The sequence below is a fragment of the Winogradskyella sp. A2 genome (assembly GCF_046762865.1).
Classification (GTDB): Bacteria; Bacteroidota; Bacteroidia; order Flavobacteriales; family Flavobacteriaceae; genus Winogradskyella.
The window spans coordinates 133,575-148,488 of record NZ_JBKQXM010000003.1; the positions used below are offsets into that span (position 1 = coordinate 133,575).

General features: G+C 34.3%; 12 protein-coding genes. 7 read left to right on the plus strand and 5 right to left on the minus strand.

The features are described from left to right. Positions 1 to 12: 12 nt before the first annotated feature. Positions 13 to 996 carry a thioredoxin-disulfide reductase gene (gene trxB, locus ACFWV9_RS06545; RefSeq protein WP_411894443.1) on the minus strand — a complete coding sequence of 328 codons (984 nt, stop codon included), beginning with the start codon at positions 994 to 996 and terminating at the stop codon, positions 13 to 15. Positions 997 to 1,156: 160 nt separating this feature from the next. Here trxB and ACFWV9_RS06550 point away from each other — a divergent pair, with 160 nt between their 5' ends. Further along, positions 1,157 to 1,636, plus strand: a complete 480-nt coding sequence (locus ACFWV9_RS06550; protein WP_411894444.1) for a hypothetical protein — start codon at positions 1,157 to 1,159, stop codon at positions 1,634 to 1,636. Between the two features lie 56 nt (positions 1,637 to 1,692). On the opposite strand, the gene ACFWV9_RS06555 is transcribed toward ACFWV9_RS06550, so the two are convergent. After that, entirely contained in the window at positions 1,693 to 2,481 is a 789-nt protein-coding gene (locus ACFWV9_RS06555) for a glycosyltransferase family A protein (RefSeq protein WP_411894445.1), read from the minus strand. 345 nt (positions 2,482 to 2,826) lie between these two features. Between ACFWV9_RS06555 and ACFWV9_RS06560 the strand changes: the two genes are divergently transcribed. Then, on the plus strand, positions 2,827 to 3,540 hold the full coding sequence (locus ACFWV9_RS06560; RefSeq protein WP_411894446.1) for a hypothetical protein: 714 nt from the start codon (positions 2,827 to 2,829) through the stop codon (positions 3,538 to 3,540). Here the strand turns inward: ACFWV9_RS06560 and hypE are convergent. From hypE to hypF, 3 genes are read right to left on the minus strand one after another with little or no spacing between them, the layout of a single operon-like run. After that, positions 3,527 to 4,552, minus strand: coding sequence for a hydrogenase expression/formation protein HypE (hypE, locus tag ACFWV9_RS06565; RefSeq protein ID WP_411894447.1), 1,026 nt, complete (start codon positions 4,550 to 4,552; stop codon positions 3,527 to 3,529). The two genes, ACFWV9_RS06560 and hypE, sit on opposite strands and share 14 nt — an antisense overlap. A 5-nt stretch (positions 4,553 to 4,557) precedes the next feature. Then, a complete protein-coding gene (hypD, locus tag ACFWV9_RS06570; protein WP_411894448.1) occupies positions 4,558 to 5,649 on the minus strand; it encodes a hydrogenase formation protein HypD in 1,092 nt (363 codons plus the stop codon). Further along, positions 5,646 to 7,913 carry a carbamoyltransferase HypF gene (gene hypF, locus ACFWV9_RS06575; protein ID WP_411894449.1) on the minus strand — a complete coding sequence of 756 codons (2,268 nt, stop codon included), beginning with the start codon at positions 7,911 to 7,913 and terminating at the stop codon, positions 5,646 to 5,648. Before hypF ends, hypD begins: the two co-directional genes overlap by 4 nt. Before the next feature lie 166 nt (positions 7,914 to 8,079). On the opposite strand from hypF, the gene hypA reads away from it, so the two are divergent. The 5 genes from hypA to ACFWV9_RS06600 all read left to right on the plus strand — a co-directional run bounded on the left by hypA (position 8,080) and on the right by ACFWV9_RS06600 (position 14,903). Beyond that, complete coding sequence (gene hypA, locus ACFWV9_RS06580) at positions 8,080 to 8,424, plus strand: hydrogenase maturation nickel metallochaperone HypA (protein WP_411894450.1); 345 nt, start codon at positions 8,080 to 8,082, stop codon at positions 8,422 to 8,424. Positions 8,425 to 8,588: 164 nt separating this feature from the next. Next, positions 8,589 to 10,415, plus strand: a complete 1,827-nt coding sequence (locus ACFWV9_RS06585) for an NAD(P)H-dependent oxidoreductase subunit E (protein ID WP_411894451.1) — start codon at positions 8,589 to 8,591, stop codon at positions 10,413 to 10,415. Then, the gene (locus tag ACFWV9_RS06590) at positions 10,408 to 11,676 is read left to right on the plus strand and encodes a 2Fe-2S iron-sulfur cluster-binding protein (RefSeq protein ID WP_411894452.1); all 1,269 of its coding nucleotides are present in this window, start codon (positions 10,408 to 10,410) and stop codon (positions 11,674 to 11,676) included. Before ACFWV9_RS06585 ends, ACFWV9_RS06590 begins: the two co-directional genes overlap by 8 nt. A 215-nt stretch (positions 11,677 to 11,891) precedes the next feature. Continuing rightward, positions 11,892 to 13,616 carry an NAD(P)H-dependent oxidoreductase subunit E gene (locus ACFWV9_RS06595; RefSeq protein WP_411894453.1) on the plus strand — a complete coding sequence of 575 codons (1,725 nt, stop codon included), beginning with the start codon at positions 11,892 to 11,894 and terminating at the stop codon, positions 13,614 to 13,616. A gap of 15 nt (positions 13,617 to 13,631) precedes the next feature. Then, the gene (locus ACFWV9_RS06600; RefSeq protein ID WP_411894454.1) at positions 13,632 to 14,903 is read left to right on the plus strand and encodes a 2Fe-2S iron-sulfur cluster-binding protein; all 1,272 of its coding nucleotides are present in this window, start codon (positions 13,632 to 13,634) and stop codon (positions 14,901 to 14,903) included. Positions 14,904 to 14,914 lie beyond the last annotated feature (11 nt).

Consider the following 14,914-nt stretch of genomic DNA (forward strand, 5'->3'; position numbering starts at 1 on the left):
ATAATACTCTTTCTAATTATAAGTCGAAGTAGAAACTTCAAAATCAGCTTCTTTCGCTGCGAGATAACGTTCAGCATCTAAAGCTGCCATACAACCTGTACCAGCAGCTGTTATTGCTTGTCTATAAACATGATCTGCAGCATCACCACTAACAAAAACACCGTCAACATTAGTTTTGCTTGTACCAGGTTCTGCATTGATTATATAGCCGGTTTCGTCTAAATCCAAATAATCCTTGAAAATATCCGTATTTGGTTTGTGGCCAATAGCAACAAAGAATCCTGTAGAAGGAATATCAAATACTTCACCAGAAACTTTGTTTTTTGCACGCACTCCAGTTACAACTTGCCCATCGCCTAGAACTTCAATAGTCTCAGTATTTAATAAAATCTCAATGTTCTCTGTATTTCTAACACGAGCTTGCATTATTTTAGAAGCTCTAAATTCATCTCGCCTCACAAGCATTGTTACTTTTTTACATAGCTTAGATAAATAATGCGCCTCTTCACATGCAGAATCTCCTGCGCCAACTATTACAACTTCTTGGTTCCTGTAAAAGAATCCATCACAAACAGCGCATGCCGAAACTCCACCACCCAATTGTAGATATTTCTGCTCAGATGGTAAACCTAAATATTTGGCTGAAGCACCAGTAGATATAATAATTGTAGAAGCATGTATCTCTTTTTCTTCATTTACCCAAACCTTATGGACATCCCCAGAAAAATCAACTTTCGTTATCCAACCGTGACGAACATCTGTACCAAAGCGTTCAGACTGCTTTTGAAGTTGTATCATCATTTCAGGTCCAGTTATTCCATCAGGATAACCCGGAAAATTCTCTACATCGTTAGTGGTTGTTAATTGTCCACCTGGTTGCTCACCTTGATATAAAACAGGAGCCATATTCGCCCTTGCAGCATAAATCGCGGCAGTATAACCTGCAGGTCCAGAACCTATAATTAAGCATTTAACTTTTTCAATCATTTCAGACATATATTCCTTTTTTATTGTGTAGCAAAAGTAGGATTTTTGTCCAAATCCTTACAGAGAAGTTATTAACACTGGTTATGACATTATAAATTTGGTAAATACTATATATATCTGCATTTATTTTTGTAATTTATAAGGGTTTAACAGCTAAATCATCAAAATCATGAAAATTAAATTTATTATTATTTGCCTCGCTTTTGTGTTTATATCTTCATGTAAGGATACTGCAGAATCTACAATGGACAGCTCTAAGGAGGTTGAAGCGGTTGCAACTAAATTAAACCAACTTAAAGGTGCATGGGAGCTTAAAGGGTTTTATAATTATCAAGATAATGTAATTGTAGACTCATTTGAAAATAACACGCTTTCTAGGCAGATTAAGATGTACACAGACACTAAAGTTATGTGGTGTAAACTTTTAAAAATAGATTCGATTGAGTTTTTTGGTTATGGCTCTTACAAATATGAGGACGGTATTTTAACTGAAACTTTAGAATTTGGATCTGCTTTTATGAACGATGTTATTGCCGAACAACAAGAATTTGTTTTTCAGTTTGAACTTGGACCAGACCGATTTGAACAAATAGAAATTGATGAGGATGGTAACCGTATTTACTCTGAAAACTATATTAGAATAGAATAGAAAAAACGCAATTTTCACTGAAGATTTCAATTAAAAAAGGTGAAAAGTAACTTGGACTAGATATTAAAACTAAATTCGTTTCTTATTTTTTTAGTAATAAACTTAAATCTGTAGGTGCTAATTCTATGAATTATTCTTTTTATTCCACTCATACCTAACCAACCCTTATGATTATTAGATTTCTTTACGTTAGAAACAGTCATAAGATGATTTTCTCCATTAGCAATGCTATAAATTCCTGCATAGAACGGGAGGATTGATAGACTAATTTCATTATTAAGTACAGTTAATCTATGATCAAAATATAAAATTGGATCTACTTCAAAGAAATACTTTAAATAATTAGGTTTTACGATTACAGAACTCCCACATAAATAACTAAACTTACGTGTTGATATTAAAAATTTTTTACCATCCATATGAATATAACCATGCTTTACGTACCAACCAGGTACATCTCCTGCGCTTTGATTAACGTGAGCAGCAATACGATTGCTTATAAAATCATCTGAATCAACAGTCATAACATAGTCCGTATTGAAATTTTCTAATGCATAAGCCGTACCGATCTTAAGCTTTTTACCCTTATCAATTTCCCTGCGTTTGTTTATACTATTATTACTTTCATTTTCTTCCCTTATAGGAGGTTCAAATTCAACTTGAACAAAATGAATATTTTTGTGAGTAAAATTTATTTCTGGCATTTCATGGCACACCACTATAACCTTAAAATCTTCGTCTGTTTGTTTACAAATAGATTTTAATGTACCTTCAAATAACTTACAAAAACTTGGCCAATCACGGGATACTCTCTTACTTTTAACAGGAACAATAAATGACAACATAAATTAATAGCTTGAAATTTAAAACTAGTAATATTATTCACACGTATTTAATATATTCGATAAAGAGCTTTCAATAATTGATTATCTACCATTAGTCAGAACATTAAAGTTTTATATCTCAATTTGAGCCTGAACCAGACCGATTTGAACAAATAAAAATTGATGAGGAAGATAACCGTGTTTACTCTAAAAATTATGTAAGGATAGAATAAAAATAATTTAGCTCTATTATGACTTCCATCATAATTTATTAATATAAAAAGTGGCAATTTAGCCTTCTTAAAGAGGCGTTCAAAATATGAAATATCAAAAATATTTTTGTTTAACGCTGTACAAAGCGAACCTATGATTGCCGAATTTTCTTTAGTAGCCGGTATACTTTCATCAGCACTTCATGTTTTAACAGGGCCAGACCATCTGGCGGCAGTTACGCCATTTGTAATTAAATCTAAGAAGAAAGCCTGGAAAATAGGATTAGCCTGGGGCATAGGCCACATTGTTGGGATGACAACCATAGGAGTTTTATTTATGTTTTTTAAAACTCTTATTCCAGTTGAAAGGATTTCTAATTACAGTGAACAACTCGTAGGAGTGGTCCTTGTTGGTATAGGAATATGGGCACTATATAAAATTTTCTACACTAATAAGACCCATAAACATTTACATGTACATAGTAATAACAAACCTATTATACATAGTCATAAGCATGCACATAGAGTAGAAAACAATCATGAGCACAGCCATGCAAAGGATTTGAAACAAAGTCATTTTGCATCATTTTCTATTGGTTTTTTACATGGTTTAGCTGGAGTTGCTCATTTTCTATTATTTCTGCCTGTTTTTAGTTTTGACAAACATTTAGATTCCATTCTTTATGTTGTCGGGTCTTGCATAGGAATCATAATAGCTATGACTGCATTTGCCTTTGTAATTGGAAAAGTAGCCACTCTATCAAAAAATGAGCACAATCCTATTTTCTTTAAAGGCATCAATTTAGCAGCTGGATTATTTGCTATTATTATTGGTTTTTATTGGATTTTTACGACTAACATATTCTAGGTAACTGCTCACCAATCAAAGGGGTCACAATCCGTTTACCACCAACTAGACTATGCATAACAACTTTACTAGGGTGCTCTGCGGTAAATTCTCCTATACAAACTGCATTTTTTCCTTTGGTATCTTTTTGCATTAACGCAATTACTTCAGCTTCAATTGTAGCATCCACAATAGCTATTAAAACCCCTTCATTGGCAACATACAAAGGGTCTAAACCTAAAATTTCACATGCTGCAGCAACTTGCTTCTCCAGTGGTAACTGATTTTCATGAATAACAATTCCTTTTTCAATATCAGTAGCAATTTCAGATAATGCACTTGCTAAACCGCCACGCGTTGGATCTCTAAATAGTCGAATTTTATGACCGAATTTGTCTAAGAGTGCTTCAACCATAAAATTTAAATTTGTAGAATCACTTTCTATAGTAGAATCAAATTCTAAACCTTCGCGTTGGGACATTATGGCCATGCCATGCTGGGCAATGTTACCATTGATTATGATTTTATCGCCAACTTTTATCTCGCGTGAAGCTATACATGCCTTGGGATGTACCGCACCAAACCCTGTAGTATTAATAAATATTTTATCCCCTTTACCGCGTTCTACCACCTTTGTGTCTCCTGTTATAACAGATACACCACTTGCTTCTGCTGCTTTTCTTATAGAATTTACTATAGTTACAAATTCTTCAACTTTAAGACCTTCCTCAACAATAAATGCCAAAGAAAGATATTTAGGAATAGCGCCACACATCGCAACATCATTAACAGTGCCGTGTACGGCCAATTCACCAATATTTCCACCCTTGAAAAAAATTGGTGAAACCACAAAACTATCTGTAGATATGGCTATTTTACCTTCAATGTTCACTATAGAACCATCATGCTTTTCGTTTAAAATAGGATTATCAAAAGCTTTAAAAATAATAGTATCAAGAAGTGCTCTTGTCATAAGACCTCCACTTCCGTGACCTAAATTAATGGTGTCAGATCCTAAATTTATTTCATTCATAAGGATTAATTAATAAGACAATTAGAAAAATGATAATATGCAGCACAAGCTCCTTCGGACGATACCATGGGTGCTCCTAACGGATTGGAAGGGTTACATGTAATGCCAAACTGTTTGCATTGGTGTGGTTTTTTTATGCCTTTTAAAATATCACCAGCAATACATGCTGGGTTTTCAGGCACCTCAATATTCTGAATTCCAAACTTAAGTTCGGCATCAAAAGGCTTATAACATTTGGTGAGTCTATAACCACTATTCGAAATCTTTCCAATACCACGCCACTCACGATCTGCAATTTCAAACACCTGATCAATAACACTTATAGCCGCTAGATTTCCCTCTTCTTTTACAGCTCTAGCATATTGATTTTCGACTTTATAGGTTTCATTTTCAAGTTGTTTAACAGCCATAAAAATTCCTTCAACTAAATCCAATGGTTCAAAACCAGTAATTACAATAGGTATTTTATAAGTTTCTGCTAACTTATGATAGTTTTGATAACCCATTATTGTACAGACATGACCAGCGCCTAAAAAAGCATCAATAGTACAAAACTCATCATCTAATATGGCTTCCATAGCTGGTGGCACTAATACATGAGAGACTAAAATTGAATAATTCTTAAGACCTTCTTTTTCGGCATGCAAGACGGACAAGGCATTGGCAGGTGCTGTAGTTTCGAATCCTACAGCAAAAAACACTACTTCTCTGTCTGGATTATTTTTAGCAATATTTACGGCTTCCAATGGTGAGTATAAAATTCTTAAATCACCACCATCTGCCTTAGCCTCTAAAAGGCTTTTCTTACTTCCAGGTACACGAATCATATCACCGAATGAGCAAACAATTATCCCATTTTCAAGTAATTCAATAGACTTGTCAATAAGGTTTAATGGCGTTACACAAACCGGACAACCTGGACCATGAATCATCTGCACTTTTTCAGGCAATAGGTCCAAAATGCCATTTTTAACTAAACCATGGGTTTGACCACCACAAATTTCCATGATATTCCAACGCTTAGTTATGGTTTTTTCTATTTGTTGCAAATAACGCTTTGTAGCCTCTAAATTTCTATATTCTTTTAAGTATTTCATTTAGTATCTATACCGTGTAAATAATACATCATCTGTCCTAGCGAAATATTTTCATCATTGGGACTTAAGTTACGATTAAAAAATAATTCAAAATCATCCCTAGCGAGTTCTTTTAGCATATCTATGAGCATGGTGTTCTGAAAAACACCACCACTACAAGCTATTTTGGTAATATGTTGCTGTTTTGCAATTTGTAAAATTATAGAAGCCAATGTGTACAAGAAATTAATAATGATTTTTGAATTTTCTATACCTTCTTCAACATCATCTTTGATTTTATTAATTATTATTTTGGTTGGAATACTTCCATCTTCCAAAACAGAGACATAAGCTTTACAATTCTTCAAATCATATTGAGTTACTAAATTTTCAAGTTTTATAGCCGCTTCCCCTTCATAACTATTGTAATCACATATATCTAACAAAGAGGCAACAGCATCAAAAAGTCTGCCCACAGAAGACGTTTCCAAATTATTACGCTCCTTTAAGGTTTCATAAATATCCAGTTCATTAGTGGTGAATTTTTTAGATAACACGGATTCATCTTGATTGTCCATTAGTGATAATAATGACAGTTTAGGATTTTTGGCCATCTTATCGTTCGCCAACCAATTATAATATTCAAAGTGTGCGACCCGTTGCATGCCTCGATTATGATATCTAAAAAATTCACCACCCCATATTTGTTGGTCATCGCCAAAACCAGTACCATCCCAGACCACACCTAAAATATCATGTGAGTCTTCAAATAGCTTATGCTCAGCCAAAACTGATGCAAAATGTGCTTTGTGGTGTTGAATTTCATACACCTCAGCGTTAAATTTCTTGCTAAAGGATTTACCATATAATGTGCTTTGATATGCTGGATGTTTATCTACCAAAATAACCTGTGGGTCCTCTCTAAAAATGCTAATAAAATCACAGGCTATTTCTACGAAACGTTGGTAACTATCATAATTATCCAGATGTCCAAGATACTGGCTTACATATAAATAATCATTAGGCAAAAATGCAATGGTACTTTTTAAATGAGCACCCACAGCCATAATAATTTTATCGCTATCATTCTTGAAATTAAAATAGTTTGGTGCATAGCCTCTTGAACGTCTAAATAAAACCCTCTCACTATATTTTTGACTAAACTTTAAAACCGAATCATCTTGAGGATGTATAATATCTAAATCATGTTGTACAAAATAATCAGCAATGGATTTAAGCTTTTCGAAAGCTTCATCATTGTCTCTAAGAATTGGAGAACCGCTAATATTGCCACTGGTTCCAACAATTGGAAAATCAATTTCATTAGCGATCAATTGCAATAAGCTTGAATTTGGAAGCATAATACCCAATTGGTTTAGATTTGGTGCCACTGAGGATGCAATTTCCGAATGACCAGAACCTAATTTTGGCAGAATGACAATCGGTCGTTCAGGAGATACAAGCGAAGATTCTTGACTATTGGTAATTTGAAAATGAGATTTTAGTAATTTTAAAGAAGGATATAATAAAGCAAAAGGTTTTTGAGGTCGATTTTTTTTAAGTCTAAGGTTTTTGACCACAGCTTCATTTCTAGCATCACAACATAACAAGTAGCCACTTGTGTTTTTTATGGCTAGAATACTACCATTCAATAAGAATTCTTTTACGCTATTAAATATTGAATTTTTATCGATTTCTAATTTTTTTCCTGTGATATCAATCAAATACATTTCTATACCACAAGTACTACATGAATTAGTTTGGGAGTGAAATCTGCGATTTTCAGGATTAGAATATTCTTCTTGGCAGTGGTTACACATGTCAAATTCCTTCATACTGGTATGATGTCGTTCAAAAGGGAAAGTTTTGGTTATAGCCCAACGAGGTCCGCAATCTACACATGTAGTATATGGATAATTATACCTTCTATTTTTAGGATCACTTATATCTTGTTGACAACTCTCACAAATTGCAAAATCTGGTGTTAACTGCAGGTTGAGTTTGCTCTCTACTTTTGAAGGAATAATTCTAAAATCTTGAAAAATCATAGATTCAGATTCCACTATGTAATGCTCATCTATTTTAGAAACTTTGGGTGGATGATTTATAAGCGTATCATAAAACTCATTAACTGCATCTTTAGAGCCATGAGCGCAGATAATAACGCCTTCCTCATTGTTGGAAACTGTACCTTTAAGATTAAATTGCTTGGCCAATGTATACACATAAGGACGAAAACCTACACCCTGAACCTGACCAGTAATCACTATTTTATAGGTTTTCAAAATCATACTTTAATATACAATATTAGCTTAAGCACACTTTAAACGGTTAGCATTACTAATATAAGTGTAAATTAAAACTAGTATTCTGAATTTATAAATGACTTTTATCATACAAAAAATCAAAAAATAGAACTAAAATTGAATTAGGAAATTAAACAATTCTATAATGCACGAATTATCCATAGCTATGGGAATTGTACGAATCGCTGAAAACGAAAGCGCGAAAGTAAATGCTCAAAAGGTTGAAAAAATCGAACTTGAAATAGGCACTTTATCCGGTATTGAAATTGATGCCCTAAATTTTGTTTGGTCATCTGCAGTTAAGGGCACAGTGCTTCAAGATGCTTTAAAAAAAATAATTACAATAAATGGTGAAGCGAAGTGTAAGGATTGTAAACATCTTTTTGAATTGAACCAAATGTACGATGCTTGCCCAGTTTGTAATGGTTATTTAAAAACAATAGTCAAAGGCAAAGAAATGCTGGTAAAATCAATGGAATTGTCTTATTAGATAAAATATATTCTATTTAGATACTAAAACTTAGTGTAAACTGTATTCAGCGAAAAAGATTACAGTCCTTAAAATAGCTTAATATTTTATCATAAAATGACCGTGGTCATTGCCTGCTTCTGCTTTGTCCAATAGCTTCGTAAATTATTTTATAAGTCTGGCTTATGACAATCAATAATAACATTAAGGTAAGGACTTCGTTAATGAATGTACTTTGGGATATTCAAAAAAAGCGAAGATTCATAAGTGATGATGACATCACAAAAATTGCAACTGCTTTTAACATGTCTAAAATTGAACTAGAGGGTATTATTTCCTTTTATCATTTTTTCCACAGAAAAGACGCAGGTAAATACACTATTTATCTTAACAATTCAATAATTTCCAAACTTCATAAGTATGATGAAGTAAAGGAAGCTCTTGAAGACGTATTGGACATTAAAATAGGTAATGTCACAAATGACAAAATGTTCGGTTTATTTGAAACTTCTTGTATTGGACTAAGTGACCAAGAGACTTCTGCGCTCATAAACTTTTATCCTTTTACCAATTTAACAGGTGAAAAAGTTAAGCTACTTATTAACAAAATTAAAGAAGGCCATTCTCTTAAATCGCTCTGCAATTACCCAAAAGACAACATCCAATATAGGCCAAAAGCGGAGGATAAAACAATTTTCTTCAAACCCTTTAACAAAGGGGAAGCACTAAAAACTCTAACCTTACTTAAACCTGAAGATGTCATTCAAAAAATAAAAGACTCTAAATTATCAGGTAGAGGTGGTGCCTTTTTTCCAACAGGGTCGAAATGGGAATTTTGTCGCAACAATGCATCAGATCAAAAATATATTATTTGTAATGCGGATGAAGGTGAACCTGGAACTTTCAAAGATCGTGTGTTGCTAAACACACAACCAGAATTGTTGATTGAGGGCATGACAATTGCTGGCTATGCTGTAGGTGCCACAGAAGGCTATATTTATTTACGAGCAGAATACACCTATCTCAAAGAAAAATTAATAGATACTATTAAAAGATTTGAACAAGCAGAATTACTGGGATCCAATATTTTAGGTATAAAAGGATTCAATTTTAAAGTGCATCTTTTCATGGGTGCAGGCGCCTATGTTTGTGGTGAAGAAACAGCACTTATTGCCTCCATGGAAGGAAAAAGAGGAGAACCAACAACTAAAGAATATTTTCCTGTTGAAAAAGGTTATCTAGGCAAACCAACTATCGTAAACAATGTAGAAACCCTTTGTGCTGTGCCAAGAATTTTAACTATGAATTTACAGCAATATCTTTCTATTGGCACAGAGGCAACACCTGGCACAAAAATGTTTAGTGTTTCTGGAGATTGTGATAAACCAGGTATTTACGAAATAGAATGGGGAATGAAATTGAAGGATTTCCTAGACCTTGTAGGCGCTAAAAATCCATTTCTAGTTTTGTACAATGGTTTTGCTGGAGAATGTCTCTCCCCTGCCGATTTTAATCGAGAAATTTCTGGTGAAAATTTATTGGCTGAACATATTCAATTTTCATTTAAAGATCCTATAGAATATTCTCAAAAAATGAGTGGTATTGGTTTAAGAAGTGGTGGTTCATTTATGGTTTTTAATAAAGATCGCGATATCATTTCTATACTAAATAATATTATCCAGTTTTTCGTAGCAGAATCTTGTGGTATTTGTATTCCATGCAGAAATGGTAACTTTTTGTTATCTAGAAAGATGGTTAAAATAATGAGTAATAATGGCTGTAGAAAAGACTTAGAAGAAATTAAAGAATGGAGCCAAATCATCAAACAATCTAGTCGTTGTGGATTGGGAAAAACTTCAACTAACTGTTTATTGACCGCTATCTTGAAGTTTCCTGACGAATTTAATAAACATATTCAAGAGGAAGGTAATTTCAAATGTGAATTTAACATTGAAACCGCAACTAAAGAGTACGAAAACATCATCCAAGAAATAGAAAGCACCTATGAATAAGCTAGTAAATATTACTATTGACGGAAAACAATATGAGGTAAAACCAGGCAAAAACCTTGTTGATGCTGCAAAGGAAAACGGATTGTTTATTCCTACACTGTGTCATTTTCGTGAAGTTAATCCACCTCTAGGTACTTGCAGAATTTGTACTGTATCAGTAGATGGAAAAACAACCTCTGGATGTACCACCAAGGTTTACGAGGGCATGAATGTAGAGATTAACTCACCAGAACTTTTAAACACCAGAAAAGCCATTATAGAAATGTTGTTCGCAGAGGGAAATCACTTTTGCCCATCCTGCGAAAAAAGTGGTAACTGCGATATGCAAAACCTTGGTTATGAGATGGGTATTACAGTATCACGCTTCCCGCATGTTTATAGCAAAAATTTAGTTGATTTTACATCCAATAGAATGGCAATGGAGACTAACCGTTGTATACTATGTAAGCGGTGTGTTGAAGACGTTAAAACCTACGACGGTAAGGATGTATTTTCCTTTGTGAAACGTGGAGTTAAAACTCGAGTCCAAATTGACCATGAGGAAGAAGCTAAATTGACGGATACAGAAGCTAAGCATGCTATGGATATTTGTCCTGTTGGTGCAATTCTAGTCAAAGGCACCACTCACTACCAACCCTTTGGCCATCGTAAGTATGACAATGGTGGGAAAACCAAACACATAAACACCTCCAAAAAATTGAAACATAACGGCGACAATGGTATATTCACAGTGGCTACAACGTCACTGGCTGGTTGCTTTGGATGCCATATGTCCTTATTAGATATTGATTTGAGTATCCTAGACATGCTAGATATTGTTGAATTTAATAAATCACCAATAAATGATATAAAAAAGTTTACAAAACGTTGCGATATTGGTTTAATTGAAGGCGGTTGTGCCAATTCTGAAAATATAGAAGTACTCAAGGAATTTAGAAAAAAATGCGATATTCTTATTGCTTTTGGTGAATGTTCTATTATGGGTGGTATCCCTGCAATGCGCAATTTTGTTCCATTAGAAGAATGCTTGGAAGAAGCTTATATCCATGGACTAACTTCAGAAATTGGAACAAATACTATTCCTAATCACGAAGATATTCCAAAGATTCTCGACAGAGTTTATCCTTGTAACGAAATCGTTAAAATAGACCACTACATTCCTGGTTGCCCTCCTGATGCGCAACATATTTGGAAAGTTGTAAAGAATGTTCTATTAAATGAAGACTATTCAATAACCCATGAAGAATTTAAATATGATTGAAAAAGAGTAGATTTTAAAATAATCTGATTTTTAGGTGTGTTTTTTTGAAATATCTTCAATTTACATGACAGAAATCATGTTTGTTTTGAATAAAATGTATTTCTTTTACTATGGTAATAATATTAAAAACAGACGGCTATCGTTTTTAATAAAGATTAAGATAAATTAATTGACTAAGTTTTAATATTACATTAATAAACACTAAAAGATCAATTATGGACAGAGCACATCTTTTGAATATACTATGGGAGTGCCAACGCAATTATGGCCACATTTCTGATGCAGCCGTTTCCAGGATTTCCAAAAAACTAAATGTCGCAGATGTAGAAATAGAAGGTGTAATTTCATTTTACCATTTTTTCCATAAGGAACCAACAGGCAAGCATATCATATATCTAAATAATAGTATTATTTCAGATTTAAAGGGCTATGAGGCGGTAAAAACTGCATTCGAAAAAGAAACTGGATGTACGCTCAATGAACAGGGTAACGATGACTTTTCGTTGTTTGACACTTCTTGTATTGGCATGAGTGACCAAGAACCTGCCGCACTTATTGATTTTCAACCCTTTACTGACCTCACACCGAAAAAAGTAAAATTGATTGTTGATCGTCTTAAAAATGATGAAAATCCAAAAAACTTTGCTAGTAAAACTAAAAGCAAAATCCAATATCATCCGGAGGAGTCTAAGGCTGTTATTTTTAGACCCTATGCAATGGGTAAAAGCATTAAGGAAGGCTTAAAATTCACACCTGAAGATATTGTCAACAAAATTTCAAAATCAAAGTTATTGGGCTTAGGTGGTGCGTTTTTTCCTGTTGGCTACAAATGGAAATCTTGTATGAATAATGTAGCAGACGCAAAATATATCATCTGTAATGCTGATGAAGGTGAACCCGGAACATTTAAAGATAGAGCTCTATTTCAGTACCTTCCAGGATTGGTGATTGAAGGTATGGTACTGGCTGGTTATGCTACTGGCGCCAAAGAAGGTATTATCTACCTTAGGGCAGAATATCAATATTTTAAAAATGACCTAGAAGCATTACTAAGCGAATTCCGGAAGGTAAACCTATTGGGAACATCTATTTTAGGCAAAGAAGGTTTTGATTTTGATATCAGTATACAACTAGGAGCAGGCTCATATGTCTGTGGTGCTGCCTCGGCTTTAATAGAGTCCATGGAAGGTCGCAGGGGAGAACCGCCTGTACGTATGTGGTCTGCCACAAAACACGGTTTTAAACATAAACCAACTGTTGTAAATAATGTTGAAACCCTTGCCTATGCTTCACGTATTGTCGAATTAGGTGAAGAACATTTTCTAAGTTTAGGTACTGAAGAATCACCAGGAACAAAACTATTAAGTATTTCTGGTGACGTAGCAAAACCAGGTATTTACGAAGTAGAGTTTGGGACCACTATAAAAGACCTATTGGGTATAGAAATGAGCCAAGCTACATCACCATATTTTATTCAAGTGAGTGGTCCTTCAGGTGAGTGTGTTAATAATTCTGAATTTGACCGAAGAATCTGTAAAGAAGATATCATGTGCGGTGGCTCATTCATGGTCTTCAATCGTACAAGAGACATTCTTAACATCCTTAGGAATTATATGGAATTTTTTAAAAAGGAGTCCTGTGGCGTATGCACACCATGTAGAGCTGGTAATTTCATATTAAACGAAAAGGTAAAGAAAATGCAAAGTGGTTTAAGCTCACAACAAGATATAGATGACATTAAAAAATGGGGTGAACTTATTAAGCTTTCCAGCCGCTGTGGTTTGGGAAAATCATCACCGAATAGTTTAATCTATGCGATGGATAAATTCAAAGACTATTTCAATTTGAAACTCTCACCAAATGACGACCAGAATGTTGAGTTTGATATGGAAGATGCCGTTCAGGAATATGATAGTTTTATTAAAGACACGCAAATATAATTTGCAAACAGAACTATGAAAAAAATAAAGTTTAGAATAGACGGAAAGGATTGCACCGCTTCAAAAGATCAAAATCTTATTGAAGCTGCCGAGCAAAATGGCGTGTCCATTCCTACATTATGCTACTTCAAGCATCTAAACCCGCTGGGAAGCTGTAGAATTTGTACAGTTAAAAACAATGGGCGTACTATTGCAGGCTGTACCTTAAAAGTTGATGAAGGTATGGACATTGAAGTGAACACTCCCGAACTTTTAGACCTTCGAAAAGCCATATTAGAAATGATGTTTGTAGAAGGCAACCACTTCTGCCCTTCTTGTGAGAAAAGTGGCGACTGCCAAATGCAAAACTTGGGTTACCAAACTGGTATAACCCATACGCGTTTCCCTCACCTTTTTGTAGACCGCACTATAGATGCAATTCCAGAGCGTATTGTGGTCAATCAAAACCGTTGTATAAAATGTAAGCGTTGTATCGAAGAAATAAAGACAGATGATGGCCATCGTGTATTCAACCTAACCAACAGAGGCAACCATACTGCAGTATCAGTTGATTATAAACAAGAAGCCAAATTGTCCGAAAAACAAGCAGAACACGCTATGCAAATCTGTCCTACAGGCGCAATTTTGGTAAAAGGAAAAACCTTTGGTAAACCTTTTGGTGACCGACAATTTGATTATTCCCGTGAAAGCGAAAACATGCCTTTGGAAGACATCAAAAAACATAAAAGCACAAACAAGAAGAAAACCAAAAAACGTGTTGCTACAGCCTCACTTGCTGGCTGCTTTGGATGCCACATGTCAATGCTCGATGTCGATTTAGGGCTATTGGACCTTATTGATGTTGTTGAATTTAACAAATCACCACTGACAGATATTAAGGAATTTAGTGAACGCTGTGATATAGGCTTAATAGAAGGTGGTTGCTGTAACACGGATAACATTGAAGTGCTCAGAGAATTTAGAAAGCATTGCGATATTTTAATTTCTGTCGGAGAATGCGCCATTTGGGGAGGTGTTCCTGCAATTAGAAATACAGTGCCTTTGGAAGATTGCTTAAAAGAATCATATATAGATTCTATAACTAGCGAAGCCAATGAAACTATAATTCCTAATCATGAGGATTTACCAAAAATACTAGATAAGGTTTATGCCAATCATGAAGTTGTAAAAATAGATTACCACATTCCTGGTTGTCCGCCAAACGCCAACCACATATGGAATGTTGTGAAAAATATGCTTTTTGAAGAGGAGTATTCAATCACCTATTCAGAATTTAAATACGATTAATAATAATTTAG

Coding starts and splice junctions, on each gene's coding strand:
- trxB (WP_411894443.1), bottom strand. CDS start 996: ATGTCTGAAATGATTGAAAAAGTTAAATGCTTAATTATAGGTTCTGGA.
- ACFWV9_RS06550 (WP_411894444.1), top strand. CDS start 1,157: ATGAAAATTAAATTTATTATTATTTGCCTCGCTTTTGTGTTTATATCT.
- ACFWV9_RS06555 (WP_411894445.1), bottom strand. CDS start 2,481: ATGTTGTCATTTATTGTTCCTGTTAAAAGTAAGAGAGTATCCCGTGAT.
- ACFWV9_RS06560 (WP_411894446.1), top strand. CDS start 2,827: ATGATTGCCGAATTTTCTTTAGTAGCCGGTATACTTTCATCAGCACTT.
- hypE (WP_411894447.1), bottom strand. CDS start 4,552: ATGAATGAAATAAATTTAGGATCTGACACCATTAATTTAGGTCACGGA.
- hypD (WP_411894448.1), bottom strand. CDS start 5,649: ATGAAATACTTAAAAGAATATAGAAATTTAGAGGCTACAAAGCGTTAT.
- hypA (WP_411894450.1), top strand. CDS start 8,080: ATGCACGAATTATCCATAGCTATGGGAATTGTACGAATCGCTGAAAAC.
- ACFWV9_RS06585 (WP_411894451.1), top strand. CDS start 8,589: ATGACAATCAATAATAACATTAAGGTAAGGACTTCGTTAATGAATGTA.
- ACFWV9_RS06590 (WP_411894452.1), top strand. CDS start 10,408: ATGAATAAGCTAGTAAATATTACTATTGACGGAAAACAATATGAGGTA.
- ACFWV9_RS06595 (WP_411894453.1), top strand. CDS start 11,892: ATGGACAGAGCACATCTTTTGAATATACTATGGGAGTGCCAACGCAAT.
- ACFWV9_RS06600 (WP_411894454.1), top strand. CDS start 13,632: ATGAAAAAAATAAAGTTTAGAATAGACGGAAAGGATTGCACCGCTTCA.